A 14,966-nucleotide genomic window follows, 5' to 3' on the forward strand; every position below is an offset into this window, starting at 1 on the left:
ACCCCTCCGAAGGACTCCCGGCAACCGTTGCTAGCAGTCCAAAACCGGTTGCTGGGCCACGGGCAGGCTGATCACGATACTCGTGCCTGCGTCGGGGGCAGTCAGCACTTCCAGCCGGGCGTTGTGGCGCACAAGGATGGCCTGGCTGATAGCCAACCCCTGCCCGCTGCCCTTGCCGGCTGCCTTGGTGGTAAAAAAAGGATCGAAGATGCGCTGCCGGATGGCCTCGGGGATGCCGGGTCCGTCATCGGCAATGACCAGCTCCACGACCGCGCCGTTGCGCGTGGCCCGGATGGTGATATGCCCCTTCTCGCCTTGGCCGGCATACTTCTCCGCAATTGCCTCGGCCGCGTTGACCACGATATGGAGCAGCACCTGGTTCAGATCGCCGGGCACGAACAGCACCGGCGGCAAATTGGCGTCCATGTCCACGGTCACATCAGCGGCAAAGTGCCACACGCTGCGCGACACGGCCAGGGTGTCGGCCACGGCCTGGGCCAGATCAAGAGGCTCGGGCCGCCCGATCCCGGGTTGGGCGAACCGCTTCATGGCAAGGACCAGGGAAGTCACCTGATCCAAACCCTCCTTGGACTCCCGGATGGCGGCCGGAACCTCTTGCAACAGGAATCCCAGTTCCTCATCATCCAGCAACTGCGTCAATTCTTCGGCCAGACTGCCCTCGTCCCGATCCGTCAGAGCGGTTTCGGCCAAAGCGTCCAGCAGCTCCAGAAGCTTGCCAAGGGCCGTGCCCAGAAATTCCAGATTGCCGCCGACATACTGCACCGGGGTGTTGATTTCGTGGGCAATGCCGGCGGCCAGCCGGCCCAGGGATTCCCTGTGCAGCGCCTGGGCCAGGGCCTGTTCCCGGGCGGCCAGCAGTCTGGTCACCCGGCCCGTCAGTTCGACCGCGCGCACAGGCTCAAAAATCACCTCGTCGGCCAGGGCCAGGGCGCTGGCCACGGCTGTTTCGTCGGCAGTGGCAGGCAAAACGGCCAGCACAGAAAAAGGCCGCGCGCCGCAACGCACCCTGCGGCCGGCCACAACGCCGGCATGGGCGGCCAGAGCAGCCCCAGCCGCCACCAGACAGACCACTTCGTCACCAAGGGCCGACCCGGCCGGTCCCGTGGCCACCGCCAGCCCGGCAGCCGCCAGCATGCACGCCAGATCCTGTCCAATGCCATCCTGCCAGATTCCAATGCTGCCCATACCGTCACGCCCCCTCTTGCCGTCTCGCACATGTTCCTCTTTTACCATCAGCGCCCGGGCATGGGAAGAATCCGGGAAGCGTATCAGTTGCAAATCCAGCCTGTTTTCCCGTATGCTGACCAGGATTTTTACTGTACCTGCGCCTGTCGCCAAGGAGCTCTGCCTATGACCGCCCTGCTTGTCGTTGCCGCCGTCCTCGTTATGGCTGCCGTCTATTGCATCGCCCTTTACAACGGCCTTGTTCGCGGCCGCAATCTGGCGGCGGAAGCCAAAAGCGGCGTAGATGTGCAACTCAAACGCCGGGCCGACCTCATTCCCAATCTGCTGGCCGCCGTCAAAGGCTATATGGGCCATGAACGCGGCGTTTTGGAGGCGGTGACGGGCCTGCGAACCAAAATCCAGAACGCCCCGGACGACAGTTCCCGCTTTCGCCTGGAAGGTGCCTTGACCCAGGCGCTGGGGCAGCTCTTCGCTGTGGCCGAGAACTACCCGCAACTGCGAGCCAGCGAGAATTTCACCTCCCTGCAGCAGGAGCTGGCCAACATCGAATCGGAAATCCAATTGGCCCGGCGCTATTACAACGGCGCAGCCCGGGCACAAAACGACCGGGTCCAGACCTTCCCGGCCAATCTGGTCTCGGCCTCGCTTGGCTTTGCCACCCTGCCCTATTTTGAAATCGACGATCCGGCTGACCGCGCGGTTCCCCGCATCAGCTTCGACGACGGAGCCGGGGCGTGAGCCGGGGGAGTCTTTGCCGGCTCCTGCTGGTCCTCGGGCTGTTGTTTGTCGGCCTGTCCAGGGTCGCAGGGGCCGCCGGGGGAGCTGAGCGCATCCTGTCCTTTGACAGCCAGATGGGTATCGCCCCGGACGGTGCGCTTACCGTCACCGAAACCATCCGGGTCTGGGCCACCGGGGAGAGCATCCGCCAGGGGCTTATGCGCGAATTTCCCACCCGCTACGCCTTGCCTGACGGCACGTCGGTCACGGTCGGATTTCATATTCTCTCGGTGCGGCGCGACGGCCAGAAGGAAAACTGGCACACGGACTCGCTGGCCAACGGCGTTAAGATTTATATGGGGGAAAAGGGCCGTTTCATAAGCCCCGGCGAGCATGTCTACGAACTGCGCTATGCAACCGACGGCCAGATCGGACAGTTTGCGACGTATGACGAACTGTACTGGAACGTCACCGGCAACGACTGGCGTCTGCCCATCGATCATGCCACCGCCCGGATCACGCTGCCGCCCGGGGCCGCCATCGGGCAATACGCCGCCTACACCGGCCCGGCCGGGGCCAAAGGCCGCAACTACGCCATCCAGACCGGGGCGGGCGTTTTCTCCTGCGAGACAACCAAACCGTTGCCCCCCGGGGAAGGACTGACCGTGGCGGTGGCCTTTCCAAAGGGCTTTGTCCAATTGCCGACGCCGGCCCAGCAGGCGCTGACCAACCAGGGTTTTCAAATGGCGGCGGCGGGCCTTGTCGTGGTGGCGGTCTTTTTCCTGATCGCCTGGTTTCTCGTGGGCCGCGATCCCGTGCGCGGCCTGACAGTGCCGCTTTTTGCGCCGCCGCCAGGCATTTCGGCACCGGCGGCCCGGTATCTGCGGCGCATGGGCTATGATGACAAGACCTTTGCCGCCGCCCTGGTGCAGATGGCCGTGGCGGGGGCGCTGGTCATCGAGGACGGCGACGACGCCTATGTCCTGGCCCGGGGAAAAACCGCCAGCACCAAGGGCTCATGGCAAAACGAGATTGCCGATGCCCTGCTTGACTCTGCCCCGGCCGTGCGCCTGGAGCAGGACAACCACGACGTCATCGCGGCGGCGCGCAAGGCCCTGGAATCCAGTCTGAAAAATGACTATCAGGGCTCGCATTTCCAGACAAACCGCGCCTTTTTCTTCTTTGGCGCGGCGCTTTCAGTCATAGCCCTGGTGCTGAGCGCGCTTTGGGCCAACGAACCGCAAGTGGCCGGCCTATTTATCACCTGGCTGGCCGGCTGGAGCTTTGCCGTGGCCGCCTTGTCCCTGCGGGCCTTACACGCCCTGCGCAAGGCCCGGTCGCGGCCGCGCTTTACAACCATCTTCGGGGCCATTTTCGCCTGCCTGTTTGCCGTACCGTTTCTGGTCGGCGAACTGGTGGGCACGTTTTTTTTGTCTGCCGCCCTTTCCCTGCCGACCACGGCCTGTCTGGTCGGCATTGCCGTTCTAAACGCCGTCTTTTGGCATCTGCTTAAGGCTCCCACGCCCCAGGGACGTCGAATCATGGACGCGCTGGACGGCTTTCGGCTCTACCTGTCCGTGGCCGAGCGCGACCGCCTCAATATCCTCAATCCGCCCCAGCGCACGCCGGAACTGTTCGAGCGGTATCTGCCCTACGCTTTAGCCCTGGACGTTGAAAACGCCTGGGCAGCCCAGTTTGCCGACGTTTTGGCCCAGGCGTCCGCCGAAGGCTACGCCCCGGTCTGGTATGTCGGCCATGACTTTGCCTCGGGTAATTTTTCGGGATTTGCCGACAGTCTGGGCAATGGTTTTTCCTCGGCCATCAGTTCTTCGGCCACGGCCCCGGGTTCAACGTCGGGCAGCGGCGGCGGCGGCAGCTCCGGTGGCGGCGGCGGCGGTGGTGGGGGTGGCGGCTGGTAATTGCGACAAGTTGTTGCCACGCGAACCATTCCTTGCATTGCTGCATTGAAACAGAAATGGTATGCTCCCCTTTCCTGTGGACATGGTTGGACCGTAGAGGGACCGGGTTGGATCGCAGTCAATTTCCCGTGGATTCTGTGAACAAACATACGCCTTTGAAAAGACCCAAGGTTGCCGGATTCCGACTGATTTCATGACGATTGTAAAGGCATGAAGCATGCAATCGAGCTCAAACCATCCTCCGTCATCTCCTCTTGGCAACCGAGCGTACTATGGAAAAGCAAAACATCTCCATTGCCATCTTAAGCAACAATCTGCACCATGCGACCAGAGACAAAAAGAATTGTCTTCAACTCAACGTCAAAAATGTTCTCATAAGCGATGATCTGGAAGACCTGCTGCAACCGATCCAGGATGATGCGGTGCAGCTGGTGCTTATTGACTCTGCTGTCAAGGGTATGGACGGCTGGAAATGTCTGCGCGCCCTCAGAAAAGCCACACGATCCAAGCTTTTACCAGTCGTAATGATCACGACTGAAAGCAACCAACAACATGTCGTCAAAGCCATCGCCGCAGGCTGCAATGGCTATATCATTCGACCGTATTCCATAACAACGTTTGAACGGCATCTCCAGATGGCCATTGAGACGACCGGCATCGACGAGGTGGAAATGGAGCAGTTGGCTACAGCCAATGAACTGGTTGCCCAGGGTCGCTTTGATGAGGCCTTGCAGGATTTTAGCGAGATCGTTGAGGAAGAGAACGAATCACTGACCTGGTTTAATAAGGGCATGGATTATCTGCACCATCAAAAATACGGCAAAGCCATCATCGCCTTTAATAAGGCCGTGGCCCTTAATTCCATGTACGCCGAGGCCTACAAGGGCATGGCCCATGCCTACAAGGGCAAAGGCGATGTCGCCAATTACCAGGCATTTTTAGACAAATCTGCCGAAATACTGGCTCTCCAGGATCGTCTGGCCGAACTTCAGGAACTTTTTGCCGAGATTCTCGAAGCCAACCCAGACGCCATCAACCCGTACAACTCCCTGGGCATCGATCTACGCAAAAAAGGCGACTACCCCGGGGCCATGCATGCCTATACCCAGGCACTGGCACTGACGCCCAAGGACGAAAATCTGCGCTACAACATCGCCAAGGCCTGTATTTTCGCCAAAGACTATGCCCAGGCCATCGCCCATCTCGAAGAAGCCCTGACCATCCGTGATCCTTTCCCCGAAGCCGCTCAATTGCTTGCCAAATTACGCGCCAAACAATACGATCAGCTTGCATCTCCCGCAAAAACAGTCGCACCTGACGCCGGCCAGGCCAGCCTGGCCATGGATGTCTGAGGACGGATACCCGCCCCATGTCCCAGGACAACCGGATATCCGGCATCTTTTCCATGAAAACGACCCTCAAGGTCGGCTTCGGCGGCACCAAACACGCCGCCCTTTCCGAAACGTATTGGTTCGTCAAGGAGACCGGGGACGATGCCTTCGAGGTGCAAAGCCTGGATATGGATTTCAAGCGCCAGGGCAAGCCCTTTGTCATCGACCGGGCGCACTTGTTTGAAGATTATCACCTGGAACCGGACTTGAGCTACCGGCTGCTCAGCCAGCCCCTGCTGGTCGGCGACCACTACCGGGCCACGGCCAAGCCCGCCAACGCCGAGCAGGAATACTTAAAGATCAAGCGCATCGACGAGGACAACATCCGGGCCAACTTCGGACTCGGGCTGGTCTACCTGACCATGGACAAGACCGAGAAGGCCACCTACATCTTCGACCGGCTGGTGCGACTGGAGGAAGCCTTCGAGCCCCGGCACAAGCACCTCTTTAATGAATTCGGCATCAGCCTGCGCAAGAAGCGTCTTTTTGACGAGGCGCTCAAGTATTATTTCCGCGCCCGCGAGCTTTCCAGCGACGACGACCATCTCCTGCTCAACATCGCCCGGGTCTACTACGAGCAAAAACGCCTGCCCGAGGCCGAAGCCATGGCCCGGGAAGCGTTGGCGCTCAACCCCGATCTGGCCGAGGCCAAGCGCCTGCTCCAACACATCTGGGATACGCCGCTGCGCAACGACAGCCTGCCGCCGCTGCAACTCTAATCCCTTCCTGTCTACCGACTTGCCCTTCACCTGCCTCGCATGGGGCCACGGCACCGCCCTGGCCGCGCATCAGCCGAGCCACCAACCCAATCGCCGACTCGACACCGTCCGCGCTCCCTAGCCCTTTGCGCACCGTGCCAGGTATCAGCCTAGTAAACCCAGTTCGTTCTTGCAGCGCTACTCCCTTTCCCCACCCGTTGCCTCGCCACCCGGGTACGGTCCCTCCAGGGCCAGGGCTGCCTGGCACAACACCTTGCGCCCCGAGCGCGCCAGAATGCGGGCGATGTCCCTGCGCCCGGGCAGCCGGCTTTTGGCCAGGACCGCCAAATGCCCGGAGAGTGTGTCAGCCGTGGCAAAATAGGCCCGCACCACGTTCATGAGGTCGCGCAGGCCGGCCAGTCGGGACAACCAGCCCAGCCCCTCGGCATAGACGATGGTGGAGGCAGCATGGGCAGCGATGACGGCATGGAGATACGAGGCCGGGGCCGTGGCCAGCAGGCGGTCGAAGAAACGGGCGGCCACCAGCGGCGGGCAGTGCTCGGCCACCAGCCGGCGCAGCAGCGGATCGGCGGCAATATCCGCCACGGTGGGGACTTCCCGGGCCAGGGCCGCGCCGATGGCATCCTTAAGAGCCGTGATCTCGGCCGAGACGTCGCTGCTTAAGGCCACAAGCCCGGTCCGGCCGCCGGAAAGACGCCGTTCGCGCAGGAGCAGCCCGGCCTCGTCCCGGGCTTTTTGCCGCAATAGCGTCAGCACTTCGGGAATATAGCGGCGGCGGCAGGCGGCAAATTCCGCCTCGCTCATGGCCATGCCGGCCAGAATTTCATACGACGAGCAGGTCACCCCGGCCTTGTTGGCCGAGGGTCCGGGGGCAATGAGGACCCCGGCCGCTTCCAGATGCACCCGGGCCTTGGCGGTGAGAAAAAGGTTGGCGCCTTCGATGATCACCCGGGCCGAAGGACTACCCGCGGCGTCGCAAAATTCCTGCCAGTTGCCGCCGTGGATGGTATCGGGCCGGCCACCGGCCGGAATAAAGAGATCAGCCACCACCGCATTGTGCAGATTGCTGCGGATCTTGGCACCCTGGGGCGTGTCGGCGGCGACCACGAAGGCGTCCGGGCCGGAGAGCTTCTCCGGGGCAAAGGCGGCAATAGTGCGCTCGGCAGCCACCAGCCGGGTCAGCTCCCCGGGATCGAGGCCAAGGGGATCATAAGCCGCGCCATGGCCGTCGCTTACGGCGATCAGACGGGCCCGGTCGCCGTAGCGGGCAAAAAGCTGGAGCATGGCGTTGCCGGCCACATCCCCGGCCGGGCCGCCGGTGATCTTGACCGTGAAGGGCTGGACATCGGGATCGATGCCGGCCTCGCGCAGGAACGCGTCGGCAAATTCCAGCACGCCAAGACTGGTCACGCCATAGCGTTTGTGGTTGATGCCGCCCTCGGGCTTGGAGCTCATAAAGGCCCGGGGCCAGCCGTACCCACGCTCGCCGGCCCGGCGCACGATCCAGCGGATATGCTCGGGCGTTATGCCCTCATCCGGCCCCAGATAGACCAGTTCTTCCCGGCCAAGGAAATCGACCACCCCGGGCAGGCTCGGACCGTCCTCCCCCGGGACCAGCAAATCGAGCAGCCCGTCCACGGCGCTTTTAAGGGCCAAAGTGGCATCGGCCCCGGGTCCAAGGAGCAGCACGGCCTTGGCCCCGCCTTCGGGGATGTCCTTATTTTTATACTGCTGGGACAGGGCCAGATTCTTGGCTTCGCCAAACAGACGGCCGGCTTCGGCTTCAAGCTGCTCCGGGCTTTTGGTCCGCACCAGACGCACCCCGCCCCGGGCCATCTCCCGATAGCGCACGTGAAAGCCGCGCATGTCCGGGCCGGTGAAAAAAAACAAGGCATGGGGCAGTTGCTCGCCGTCGGGCAGGGGCAGCCCGGTTATGCCCTCGATCACACCCGGATCAAGGCGCAGGGCCAGTCCGAAGCGGTCCGGCAAATAGCAATTGGTGCGCCGGGTATGCCGCCACAGCGTCAGCAGCCCGGTAAATATCTGGCGGGCCACCTCGTCCTCCACCGCTGCCACGGCGGCCTGGGCGGCGGCCTCGGCCGGTTCGGCCCCGCCCGGCAGTTGCAACCGGGCGGCGGGATCAAACCGGGCGGCAAAGGCCACCAAGCACGCGCGCAACGGGGCAGGATGCTTGAGCACTGCCCGGGTCACGTTGTAGGAACTGAACGCATACGGCCGCTGGCCGAGCAGAAACTGGCGCACGCATTCGCAGCCGGCCGCCGTCAGTTCCGCCTCTTGCGGGCTGAAGCCATGCTGGCTGGTCAGGACATCCCACACGCCCGGGACGCTCCATTTGACCCGGCGCAGGCGCAAACGCAAACGTTTCCAGGCCGGATCGTCAGCTGTCAGGGCCACGCCGTCCTTGGCCACATAGAGGCTGACCACCGACACATCGCCGCCGGCCAGGACAAATCGGTCGGAATAGCCGCGCCGGATGTCGAGGCCCTCGGCGGCCACGGCCCGGGCCACCTGGAGCAGCAGCCGGCTGCGCGGCGGTTCGCGCATGGCCACCACCAGCCGGCTTTCAAAGGCTTCGGCCAGGATATGCAGCTCCACCCGCACTTCGTCGCGGCCGCTTAGTTCCCGGGCCAGGGCAAAATGGCGGGCAGCCCGCAAGGGGTCGAATTTTTCCACGTAATCGGCCGGCGCGCCGCGCAAAAAAGCAATGAACGCCTTGCGGTGGCGGGGATCGAGATGCCCGCCGGACTCCATGGCCGCCAGGGCCTGACGCATGGCCCGGCTGCCGGTGCCCACCGCCGGCTGGGGGTCGAGCAAAAAGGTGTCGAGGCGCAACCGGCCGTCCAGGGAGGCGTACAGGCGCGAGGTGCGGATGTTGTCGTCGATGCGTTCAGCCAGGTGTTCGAGAAGGGCCTGGGGACCGGCCGGGGCGATGCGCGTGACCGTGGTGCGCGTCTTATCCCAAAGGGTGGCCGACTGCCCGCCCGAGAGCACCTCGCCGGAAATGACGGCCCGGAGATGGCGGGCGCGTTCGGCCGGGGCGTGGGTGCGAAAATAATAGGCCGGCATGTTGGCCAGAAACCAGGGCACAAGGCGGTCGGATTCGCGGCGCAGTTCACGGTTGACACTTCGCGTAAACGTTGCGGCGTCGGGGAGTTGCGGCACGGTCACAGGCGGCTCCTTGGCGGACGTTGGCGAGGAAAGGCCGTCCTTTTCCACGTAACCATCTCATGGCCAAAGGTGTCATAAATGGCAAGGGCCTCTCCCCTTGCCCGCGATTGTGTGCTATGGGTGCGCTAACCCCAATCAGGGAGGTTTTATGACCAGGATTGCCTCGTTTACCAAGCTCGAACACGCCTTGGCCCCGAAATTGCGCGAAAGCATGGGGCTGGCCGAATCCACGGCCGATGTGCAAAAATTTTTCGTCTACAGCATGCTGGAGCTTTTAAACGGTGTGTTGGCCGAACACAGCGAGCCGTTTGAGATCTTTTACGAGGACATTGTTCTGACTCCGGGCCAGGAGCCGGGGTATACGCTCTCGCCGCGCCTTGGCGACCATGCGCCCCTGGCTGCAGAACTGCGCGGGTCCGATCTGCCGGCGATTCTGGCCCGTTTTGCCGCAGTCGCCGGCAACCGGTACCAATATCTGAACAAAAAGCCGGAAAAGACCGAGGCCAAAATGTATCATGGCACGGGACGGGCGGCCCGTTGATCCGGGCTTACGACGGCGGTGACGCGCGAGCGTAGAGCGCTGAAAACAGCCCACCCCTTGCGGTCAGACAGACGGCGATGACGCGGTGGCGCGCGAGCGGTAGAGGGTCAGTCCCCGCTGCTCCCGCACCACCTCAAAAAGGACGCGCAACATGCCCACATAGGGACTGTCCCCGGCCGGCTGGCCGTTGATGCTGGTGACGGCCAGCCGGGCCAGGGGAGCCGTGCGCCGCGCGAGCAAATGGGTCAGCGGGGCCAGGGCCGCCGGCAGGCCGGCGTCGTCCGGGGCCAGAGCCAGAGTCATGCGAGCGCCCCCGGCCTCGAACACGCCGACCGGACGCGCGCCACGAAAGGAAACCCAGGTTCCGGCCGCCCGGCGCGGCCAGGGCAAGCCCCAAGGCTCCCCTGCCCCGCTCCACAACGCCGCCGGGTCGCGCCCGGCCAGCCACCACGACTCCTGGCCGACAAGCCCGGCAGCCAACACGCGAACGGCCCGTGCGTCGGCAAACTGCGGGCCGGACAGGCCGGCGAAAAATTCCCCGGAAACAACCTCGCCCGACAGTTCCATACGCCGCAGCGCCCGAAAGACGCCGGTCCAACCCAGGGCCGCCGTCTCCCGGGCCAGCATGTCCCGGCAGACGACGCCATAGCGGGCAAGGAGCAGCCGGGCGCGATCCATGGCCAATTCCGAATCGGCCAGGGGATCGTCGGACACAGGCGGCACACGCACCGCCCGCCACACCCCGGCCAGGGGCAACGAGGCGGCAAACCGGCCGGGAGCGGTGCGCCGAAAGGTCCGCCGGCCGGCACCCCGCTCCCGGCCGGTTTCGCCGTAGGCAGCCTCGGCCGTAAAATCGGTGGCCACGCCCCGGCGCAGCACGGCCAGGGCGCTGCAAGCCGCCTGCCCCTTCCAGACCGCCTGCCACAACCGTTCGGTCAGCGCCGTCGGCGAAAGGCCCGTCATTTCCAGCAGGGCGGAAAAGTCGTAGCTGGCCCGGGGGTCCGGAAACAGCCCGGCGTCCTGCGCCCGGGGCGAAAAGCCGGCCAGATCGAGGTCGTCCGGCCGGGCGAACAGCACCTTTTTCTCCCCGGCCCCAAACCAGCCGCATCCGGCCGCTTCCAGGGCAGCGTCGAGCAGGGCCGGCTCGTAGTGTTGGCAGCGCGCCGGCAGAATCTCGGTCTCCCACAACCCGGCCGGCAACGGCAGGCAGGAGAGCCGCTCCAGGCGCTCGGCCAGTCCGGCCGCGTCGGTTGCCGGCCGGGCCAGCCCCTGCCACTGGGCCAGGAAATACGGCAGTTTTTCTGCCGGCAGCGCGACCAAGGCCGGCCGCCGGGCGGCCCGGGCCAGTCGCAGCAGGGTCTCGAAATTGGCGGCATCGCACCAGTGCAGCTGCGCCTCTCCGGTCACAAGTTCCCCGGAGACGACGTTGCCGGCGGCGCGCAAATCTTCAAGCATCGCTTGAAGATTTGCCGGCGACAGGCCGAGCAGCCCGGCCAGCGATTCCTGGCTGCGGGGACCGTAAAAGGACAGCCACTGGGCAAAAAGCCCTTCCCGGGCAGCCTCGCGGTCTGCATCCGGCCCCGGCCGCCAGCGCGGCAACCGGGCCGTTGCCAGCCACGGCCGCACCAGGGCGGCGTCGCCAAAAAAAGCCTCGGCCACGTCGTTCCCCCGCTCCAGGGCAAGCACCAACCCAGCCCCGCCGTCAGGCGATTCGATACGGGCCAGCTTGGCGGCCAGGGCCGCTTCGATGGTTTCCGACGGCGTGCCGTGGTCCCGGGCCACGGCCGCCAGAAGGGCCTGCCATTCGCTCTGGGGCAGGCAGATGCGATCCTTCACGTATTCCAGCACCTCGGCCGGACTGCCCGGGGCATAGCCGGGATGCAGGCGCTGGCGTCTGGCCTCAAAAGCGGCGACCACGGCTGCCGGCACGGCCGGACACGCCGGACTGCGGGCCACTTCGGCCACCAGATCGGAACGCGCCCCGGTGGGGCCGGCGGCAGTGCCGGCGTCGGTTAAATACATGTATTCGGTGATATGCCGCCAGACGAGGTCGGCGGCAAAGGGACTTTGGACACGCGTTTTGGCCACCGTGACGGCCATGGCCCCGGACTGGGCCTCGGCCAGAAAGGCGGCCAGCCCGGCCGGATCAAAAAGATCGACCAGGCAGGTGCGCCAGGCCTCCAAGACAATGGGAAAATCGCCATAGCCAGCCACGGCGGCCAGAAGTTTTCGCGCCCGCAGCCGGGTGATCCACAGCGGCTGGCGCTTGCCAAAGCCATCACGCGGCAAAAGGAGCGCCCGACCGGCCGCTTCGCGAAAGGCCGCGCCAAAGGCACCAGAACCTTCCAGACGCTCCCGCAGCAGTTTGCCCACCTTCCCGGCTGGCACGGCGCTCAACACGGCCAGGGGATCGATGTCCCCGGGCAGGGTGGCCGCCACGCAGTCGTTGCCGGCAAAGACCGGCACCGGATGGCCGGTGAGCGTCTCCAGGGCGGTTTCCAGAGCCAACGCAAGGGGTGCTGTGACGGCCAAGCCCAACGGGGCGTGGAGAATGACCTGATTGCCGGGCGCGCCGCCCGGGCCGGTGTCGGTGACCTCGATAAGCAGATGGCGGGCATGGGGTAGCGGGGTGCCGGTCGCTTCCTTCTGGCGGGCCAGATAGCCCAGCAAGGCCGCAGCAGCGGCCGGGTCCAGGAAGCAGTCGGTTTCCAGCTCCCGGGCAAAGGCGGGATCACCCAGGCGCGCGTCGGCCTCTTCCAGAAATTCGCCCAGGCGGCTGGAAAAATGGCGGTCCCGGGAGCGGGCGTCGCCAAGCCAGAACGGGGCCGGCACCGCTCCGGCCGAAGCCGGCGAGACGAAAACATCGGCGTCGGTGATGCGCTCGATGCGCCAGTTTTGCGCCCCGAAGGCAAAGACCTGCCCCAGGCGCGCCTCCCAGACGAACACCTCGTCGAGTTCGCCCAGCCGCGTGCCCACGTCCTGGCGGCGCAGCGCGTAATAGCCCCGGTCGGCAATGACCCCGCCCGAGGCATACAGGCGCAACAGCGCCCCGGCCCGGGCCGTGGCCGTGCCGTCGATGGCGTCGATGGCGACCAATGGCGAAAGTTCGCGCAGGCGGGTGGCGGCGTAGCGCCCGGTGAGCATGCCAAGCGTCAGGTCGAAGGCCGTTCGCGTCAACTCGCGGTAGGGCCAGGCCCGGCGCACGGCCGTAAAGAGCGCGTCCAGATCCCAAGTCTCGACCCCGAGCATAGCCACCAGCACCTGGGCCAGGACGTCCAACGGCGCATTGACGGGCTGCAGCGGCTCGATGTCGCGCCCGGCCGCCGCCTTGGCCATGACGGCCGCTTCCAAGAGATCTTTTTCGGAGGTGGGCAGGAAAAGCGCCCGGCTCACCTCGCCCACGCCATGGCCCGAACGGCCGATGCGCTGGACCGCCGCGCTCACCGTGGGCGGGCATTCGATAAGCAGCACCTCGTCCACCGAACCGATGTCGATGCCCAGTTCCAGGGAATTGGTGGCCACCACCGCCCGCAGTTCGCCGGCTTTGAGGCGCGCTTCCACGGCCTGGCGCAGTTCCTTGGCCAGGGAACCGTGGTGGGCGTGGGCGAGGGGTTCGTCTGCTTCGGCGTTTACCAGCCGGGCCAGCTTTTCGCACAGTTTGCGGCTGTTCACGAATACAAGGGTGGTGCGGTTGGCGGCGATACGCTGCCGCACCCGGGCCGCGACCAGGGCCAGAAACGAGGCCCCAGGCGTTTCGCGCTCCTCCCAGGAAGCGTATTCCACCCGCAAATCCATCCGCTTTTCGGCCGGGCTGACCACCACCGCCACCGGGCGCGAAGTCAATTCCCCGTCGGCCGCATCGCCCACCGGACGCGAGGTCAATTCCCCGCCGGCCGCATCACCCACCGGACGCGGGGTCCACTCCCCGTCTGTGGCATCGCCCACCGGACGCAGGCCGCCGACCATGGCCGCAACCGTCTCCAGGGGCGACACCGTGGCCGACAGGGCCACGCGCTGGAATTCGCCGGCAAGCATGGCCAGCCGCTCCACCGCCGACAGGAGAAAGACGCCGCGCTTGCTGCCGGCCACGGCGTGGATTTCATCCAAAATGACCAGCCGCACCGGCGCAAGCAATCCCCGGCCGCCCTTGGAACTGAGGAGCAAATTTAAGGATTCCGGGGTGGTGATGAGGATTTCCGGCGGCTGGCGCAACATGCGCCGCCGGGCCTGGCTGGGTGTGTCGCCGGAGCGTATTTCGGCCCGCAGGGCGGGGAAGGGTTCGCCGGCAGCGGCAAAGGCCTGACGCAGTCCGGCCAGGGGACGCAGCAAGTTGGCCCGCACATCGCTGCCCAAGGCCTTGAGCGGCGAGACATAGACGACGCTCACCTGTCCGGTCGGCCAGCGACCGGTGGCCAGGGCATCCAGGGCGGTTAAAAAGGCGGTCAGCGTCTTGCCGGACCCGGTGGGAGCCACGGCCAGAACGTGCTCGCCGGCGGCTATGCGGGGCCAGGCCCGGCTTTGGATGTCGGTAGGTTGGCCGATATGGCGGGTGAACCAGTCAGCGACCAGCGGATGAAACGGCAGCGGCATGGCCGGAGTATGCCCGGGGCGGCGGGTTTTTCCAAGGTGGAAGTGGCCCAAGGTCGCTGTGGTCCAAGTATGCGGCGTGGCTGATCCTGGGCGGCGTATGGCCGGGGCGATGGCCATTTTCAAAGGCCGTCGGGATTTTTAAAATAATATTAAATTTTAGCTAATTACTCTTGTTTCGAACAGATTTCGAACAAGTTTTGAACCGCCAGGGAACACGACAGGCACAAACGGCCTTCTTGCCTCCAGCCTGCACCGAACACAACTTAATAAATTATTTAAGTATGTTATGATATTTATGCACACAAAAAGAACAGCAAACGAACAATTCTGGGCAAGTTGGCAACACGTTTTGTACAGGATCGCGGGCGGCTACGAACAAGTTAGGAACAGGATACGAACAGGATTCGAATAGAAAACGAACAGGCAAGGAACAGCCTGGGGAGGCGTTTTGCACACGCAAGCAACAGACCGCGAAGGGTTATGAACACGCTAGCGACAGACGAGAAACCCGTTAGGCACAGACAGTCGCGGGATGAGAACAAGCTACGAACAGGCAGCACGGGATTAAGAACAAGGCAGGCACAGGGATCGCGGGGAGAGGAACAGCGTAAGCAAAAGCGTCTCAGGGTTAGGAACAGGTTTGGCGAGGCTGGCGACGAACCGAACCCCGGTTACGCACAGGTTGGCGACAGAC

The 14,966-nt window shown here is 64.4% G+C and carries 8 protein-coding genes; 5 read left to right on the forward strand and 3 right to left on the reverse strand.

All coding sequences use genetic code 11. The features are described from left to right. Window positions 1-30 precede the first annotated feature (30 nt). Window positions 31-1,206, reverse strand: coding sequence for a sensor histidine kinase (locus GTA51_RS07995; RefSeq protein WP_246198046.1), 1,176 nt, complete (start codon window positions 1,204-1,206; stop codon window positions 31-33). 165 nt (window positions 1,207-1,371) lie between these two features. Between GTA51_RS07995 and GTA51_RS08000 the strand changes: the two genes are divergently transcribed. From GTA51_RS08000 to GTA51_RS08015, 4 genes are all read left to right on the forward strand, one after another. Further along, entirely contained in the window at window positions 1,372-1,944 is a 573-nt protein-coding gene (locus GTA51_RS08000; RefSeq protein WP_160960126.1) for a LemA family protein, read from the forward strand. Continuing rightward, the gene (locus GTA51_RS08005; protein ID WP_343039498.1) at window positions 1,941-3,842 is read left to right on the forward strand and encodes a DUF2207 domain-containing protein; all 1,902 of its coding nucleotides are present in this window, start codon (window positions 1,941-1,943) and stop codon (window positions 3,840-3,842) included. Before GTA51_RS08000 ends, GTA51_RS08005 begins: the two co-directional genes overlap by 4 nt. 272 nt (window positions 3,843-4,114) lie before the next feature. Beyond that, window positions 4,115-5,194: a tetratricopeptide repeat protein gene (locus GTA51_RS08010; RefSeq protein ID WP_160960127.1), complete on the forward strand. Its 1,080-nt coding sequence runs from the start codon at window positions 4,115-4,117 to the stop codon at window positions 5,192-5,194. 17 nt (window positions 5,195-5,211) lie between these two features. Continuing rightward, window positions 5,212-5,952: a tetratricopeptide repeat protein gene (locus GTA51_RS08015; protein WP_160960129.1), complete on the forward strand. Its 741-nt coding sequence runs from the start codon at window positions 5,212-5,214 to the stop codon at window positions 5,950-5,952. Between the two features lie 177 nt (window positions 5,953-6,129). On the opposite strand, the gene GTA51_RS08020 is transcribed toward GTA51_RS08015, so the two are convergent. Then, window positions 6,130-9,189, reverse strand: a complete 3,060-nt coding sequence (locus GTA51_RS08020) for an NAD-glutamate dehydrogenase domain-containing protein (RefSeq protein ID WP_343039499.1) — start codon at window positions 9,187-9,189, stop codon at window positions 6,130-6,132. Window positions 9,190-9,289: 100 nt separating this feature from the next. On the opposite strand from GTA51_RS08020, the gene GTA51_RS08025 reads away from it, so the two are divergent. Beyond that, window positions 9,290-9,682 (forward strand): hypothetical protein, encoded by a 393-nt coding sequence (locus GTA51_RS08025; protein WP_160960130.1) that lies wholly within the window; start codon window positions 9,290-9,292, stop codon window positions 9,680-9,682. 63 nt (window positions 9,683-9,745) lie between these two features. Here GTA51_RS08025 and GTA51_RS08030 read toward each other — a convergent pair whose 3' ends face one another. Continuing rightward, window positions 9,746-14,272, reverse strand: coding sequence for a DEAD/DEAH box helicase (locus GTA51_RS08030; RefSeq protein WP_160960132.1), 4,527 nt, complete (start codon window positions 14,270-14,272; stop codon window positions 9,746-9,748). Window positions 14,273-14,966 lie beyond the last annotated feature (694 nt).

The organism is Solidesulfovibrio aerotolerans (assembly GCF_009856865.1).
GTDB lineage: Bacteria > Desulfobacterota > Desulfovibrionia > Desulfovibrionales > Desulfovibrionaceae > Solidesulfovibrio > Solidesulfovibrio aerotolerans.

Bases quoted from the DNA above. Each gene is read 5' to 3' on its own strand.
- GTA51_RS07995 (WP_246198046.1), bottom strand. From the start codon at position 1,206: ATGGGCAGCATTGGAATCTGGCAGGATGGCATTGGACAGGATCTGGCG.
- GTA51_RS08000 (WP_160960126.1), top strand. From the start codon at position 1,372: ATGACCGCCCTGCTTGTCGTTGCCGCCGTCCTCGTTATGGCTGCCGTC.
- GTA51_RS08010 (WP_160960127.1), top strand. From the start codon at position 4,115: ATGGAAAAGCAAAACATCTCCATTGCCATCTTAAGCAACAATCTGCAC.
- GTA51_RS08015 (WP_160960129.1), top strand. From the start codon at position 5,212: ATGTCCCAGGACAACCGGATATCCGGCATCTTTTCCATGAAAACGACC.
- GTA51_RS08025 (WP_160960130.1), top strand. From the start codon at position 9,290: ATGACCAGGATTGCCTCGTTTACCAAGCTCGAACACGCCTTGGCCCCG.
- GTA51_RS08030 (WP_160960132.1), bottom strand. From the start codon at position 14,272: ATGCCGCTGCCGTTTCATCCGCTGGTCGCTGACTGGTTCACCCGCCAT.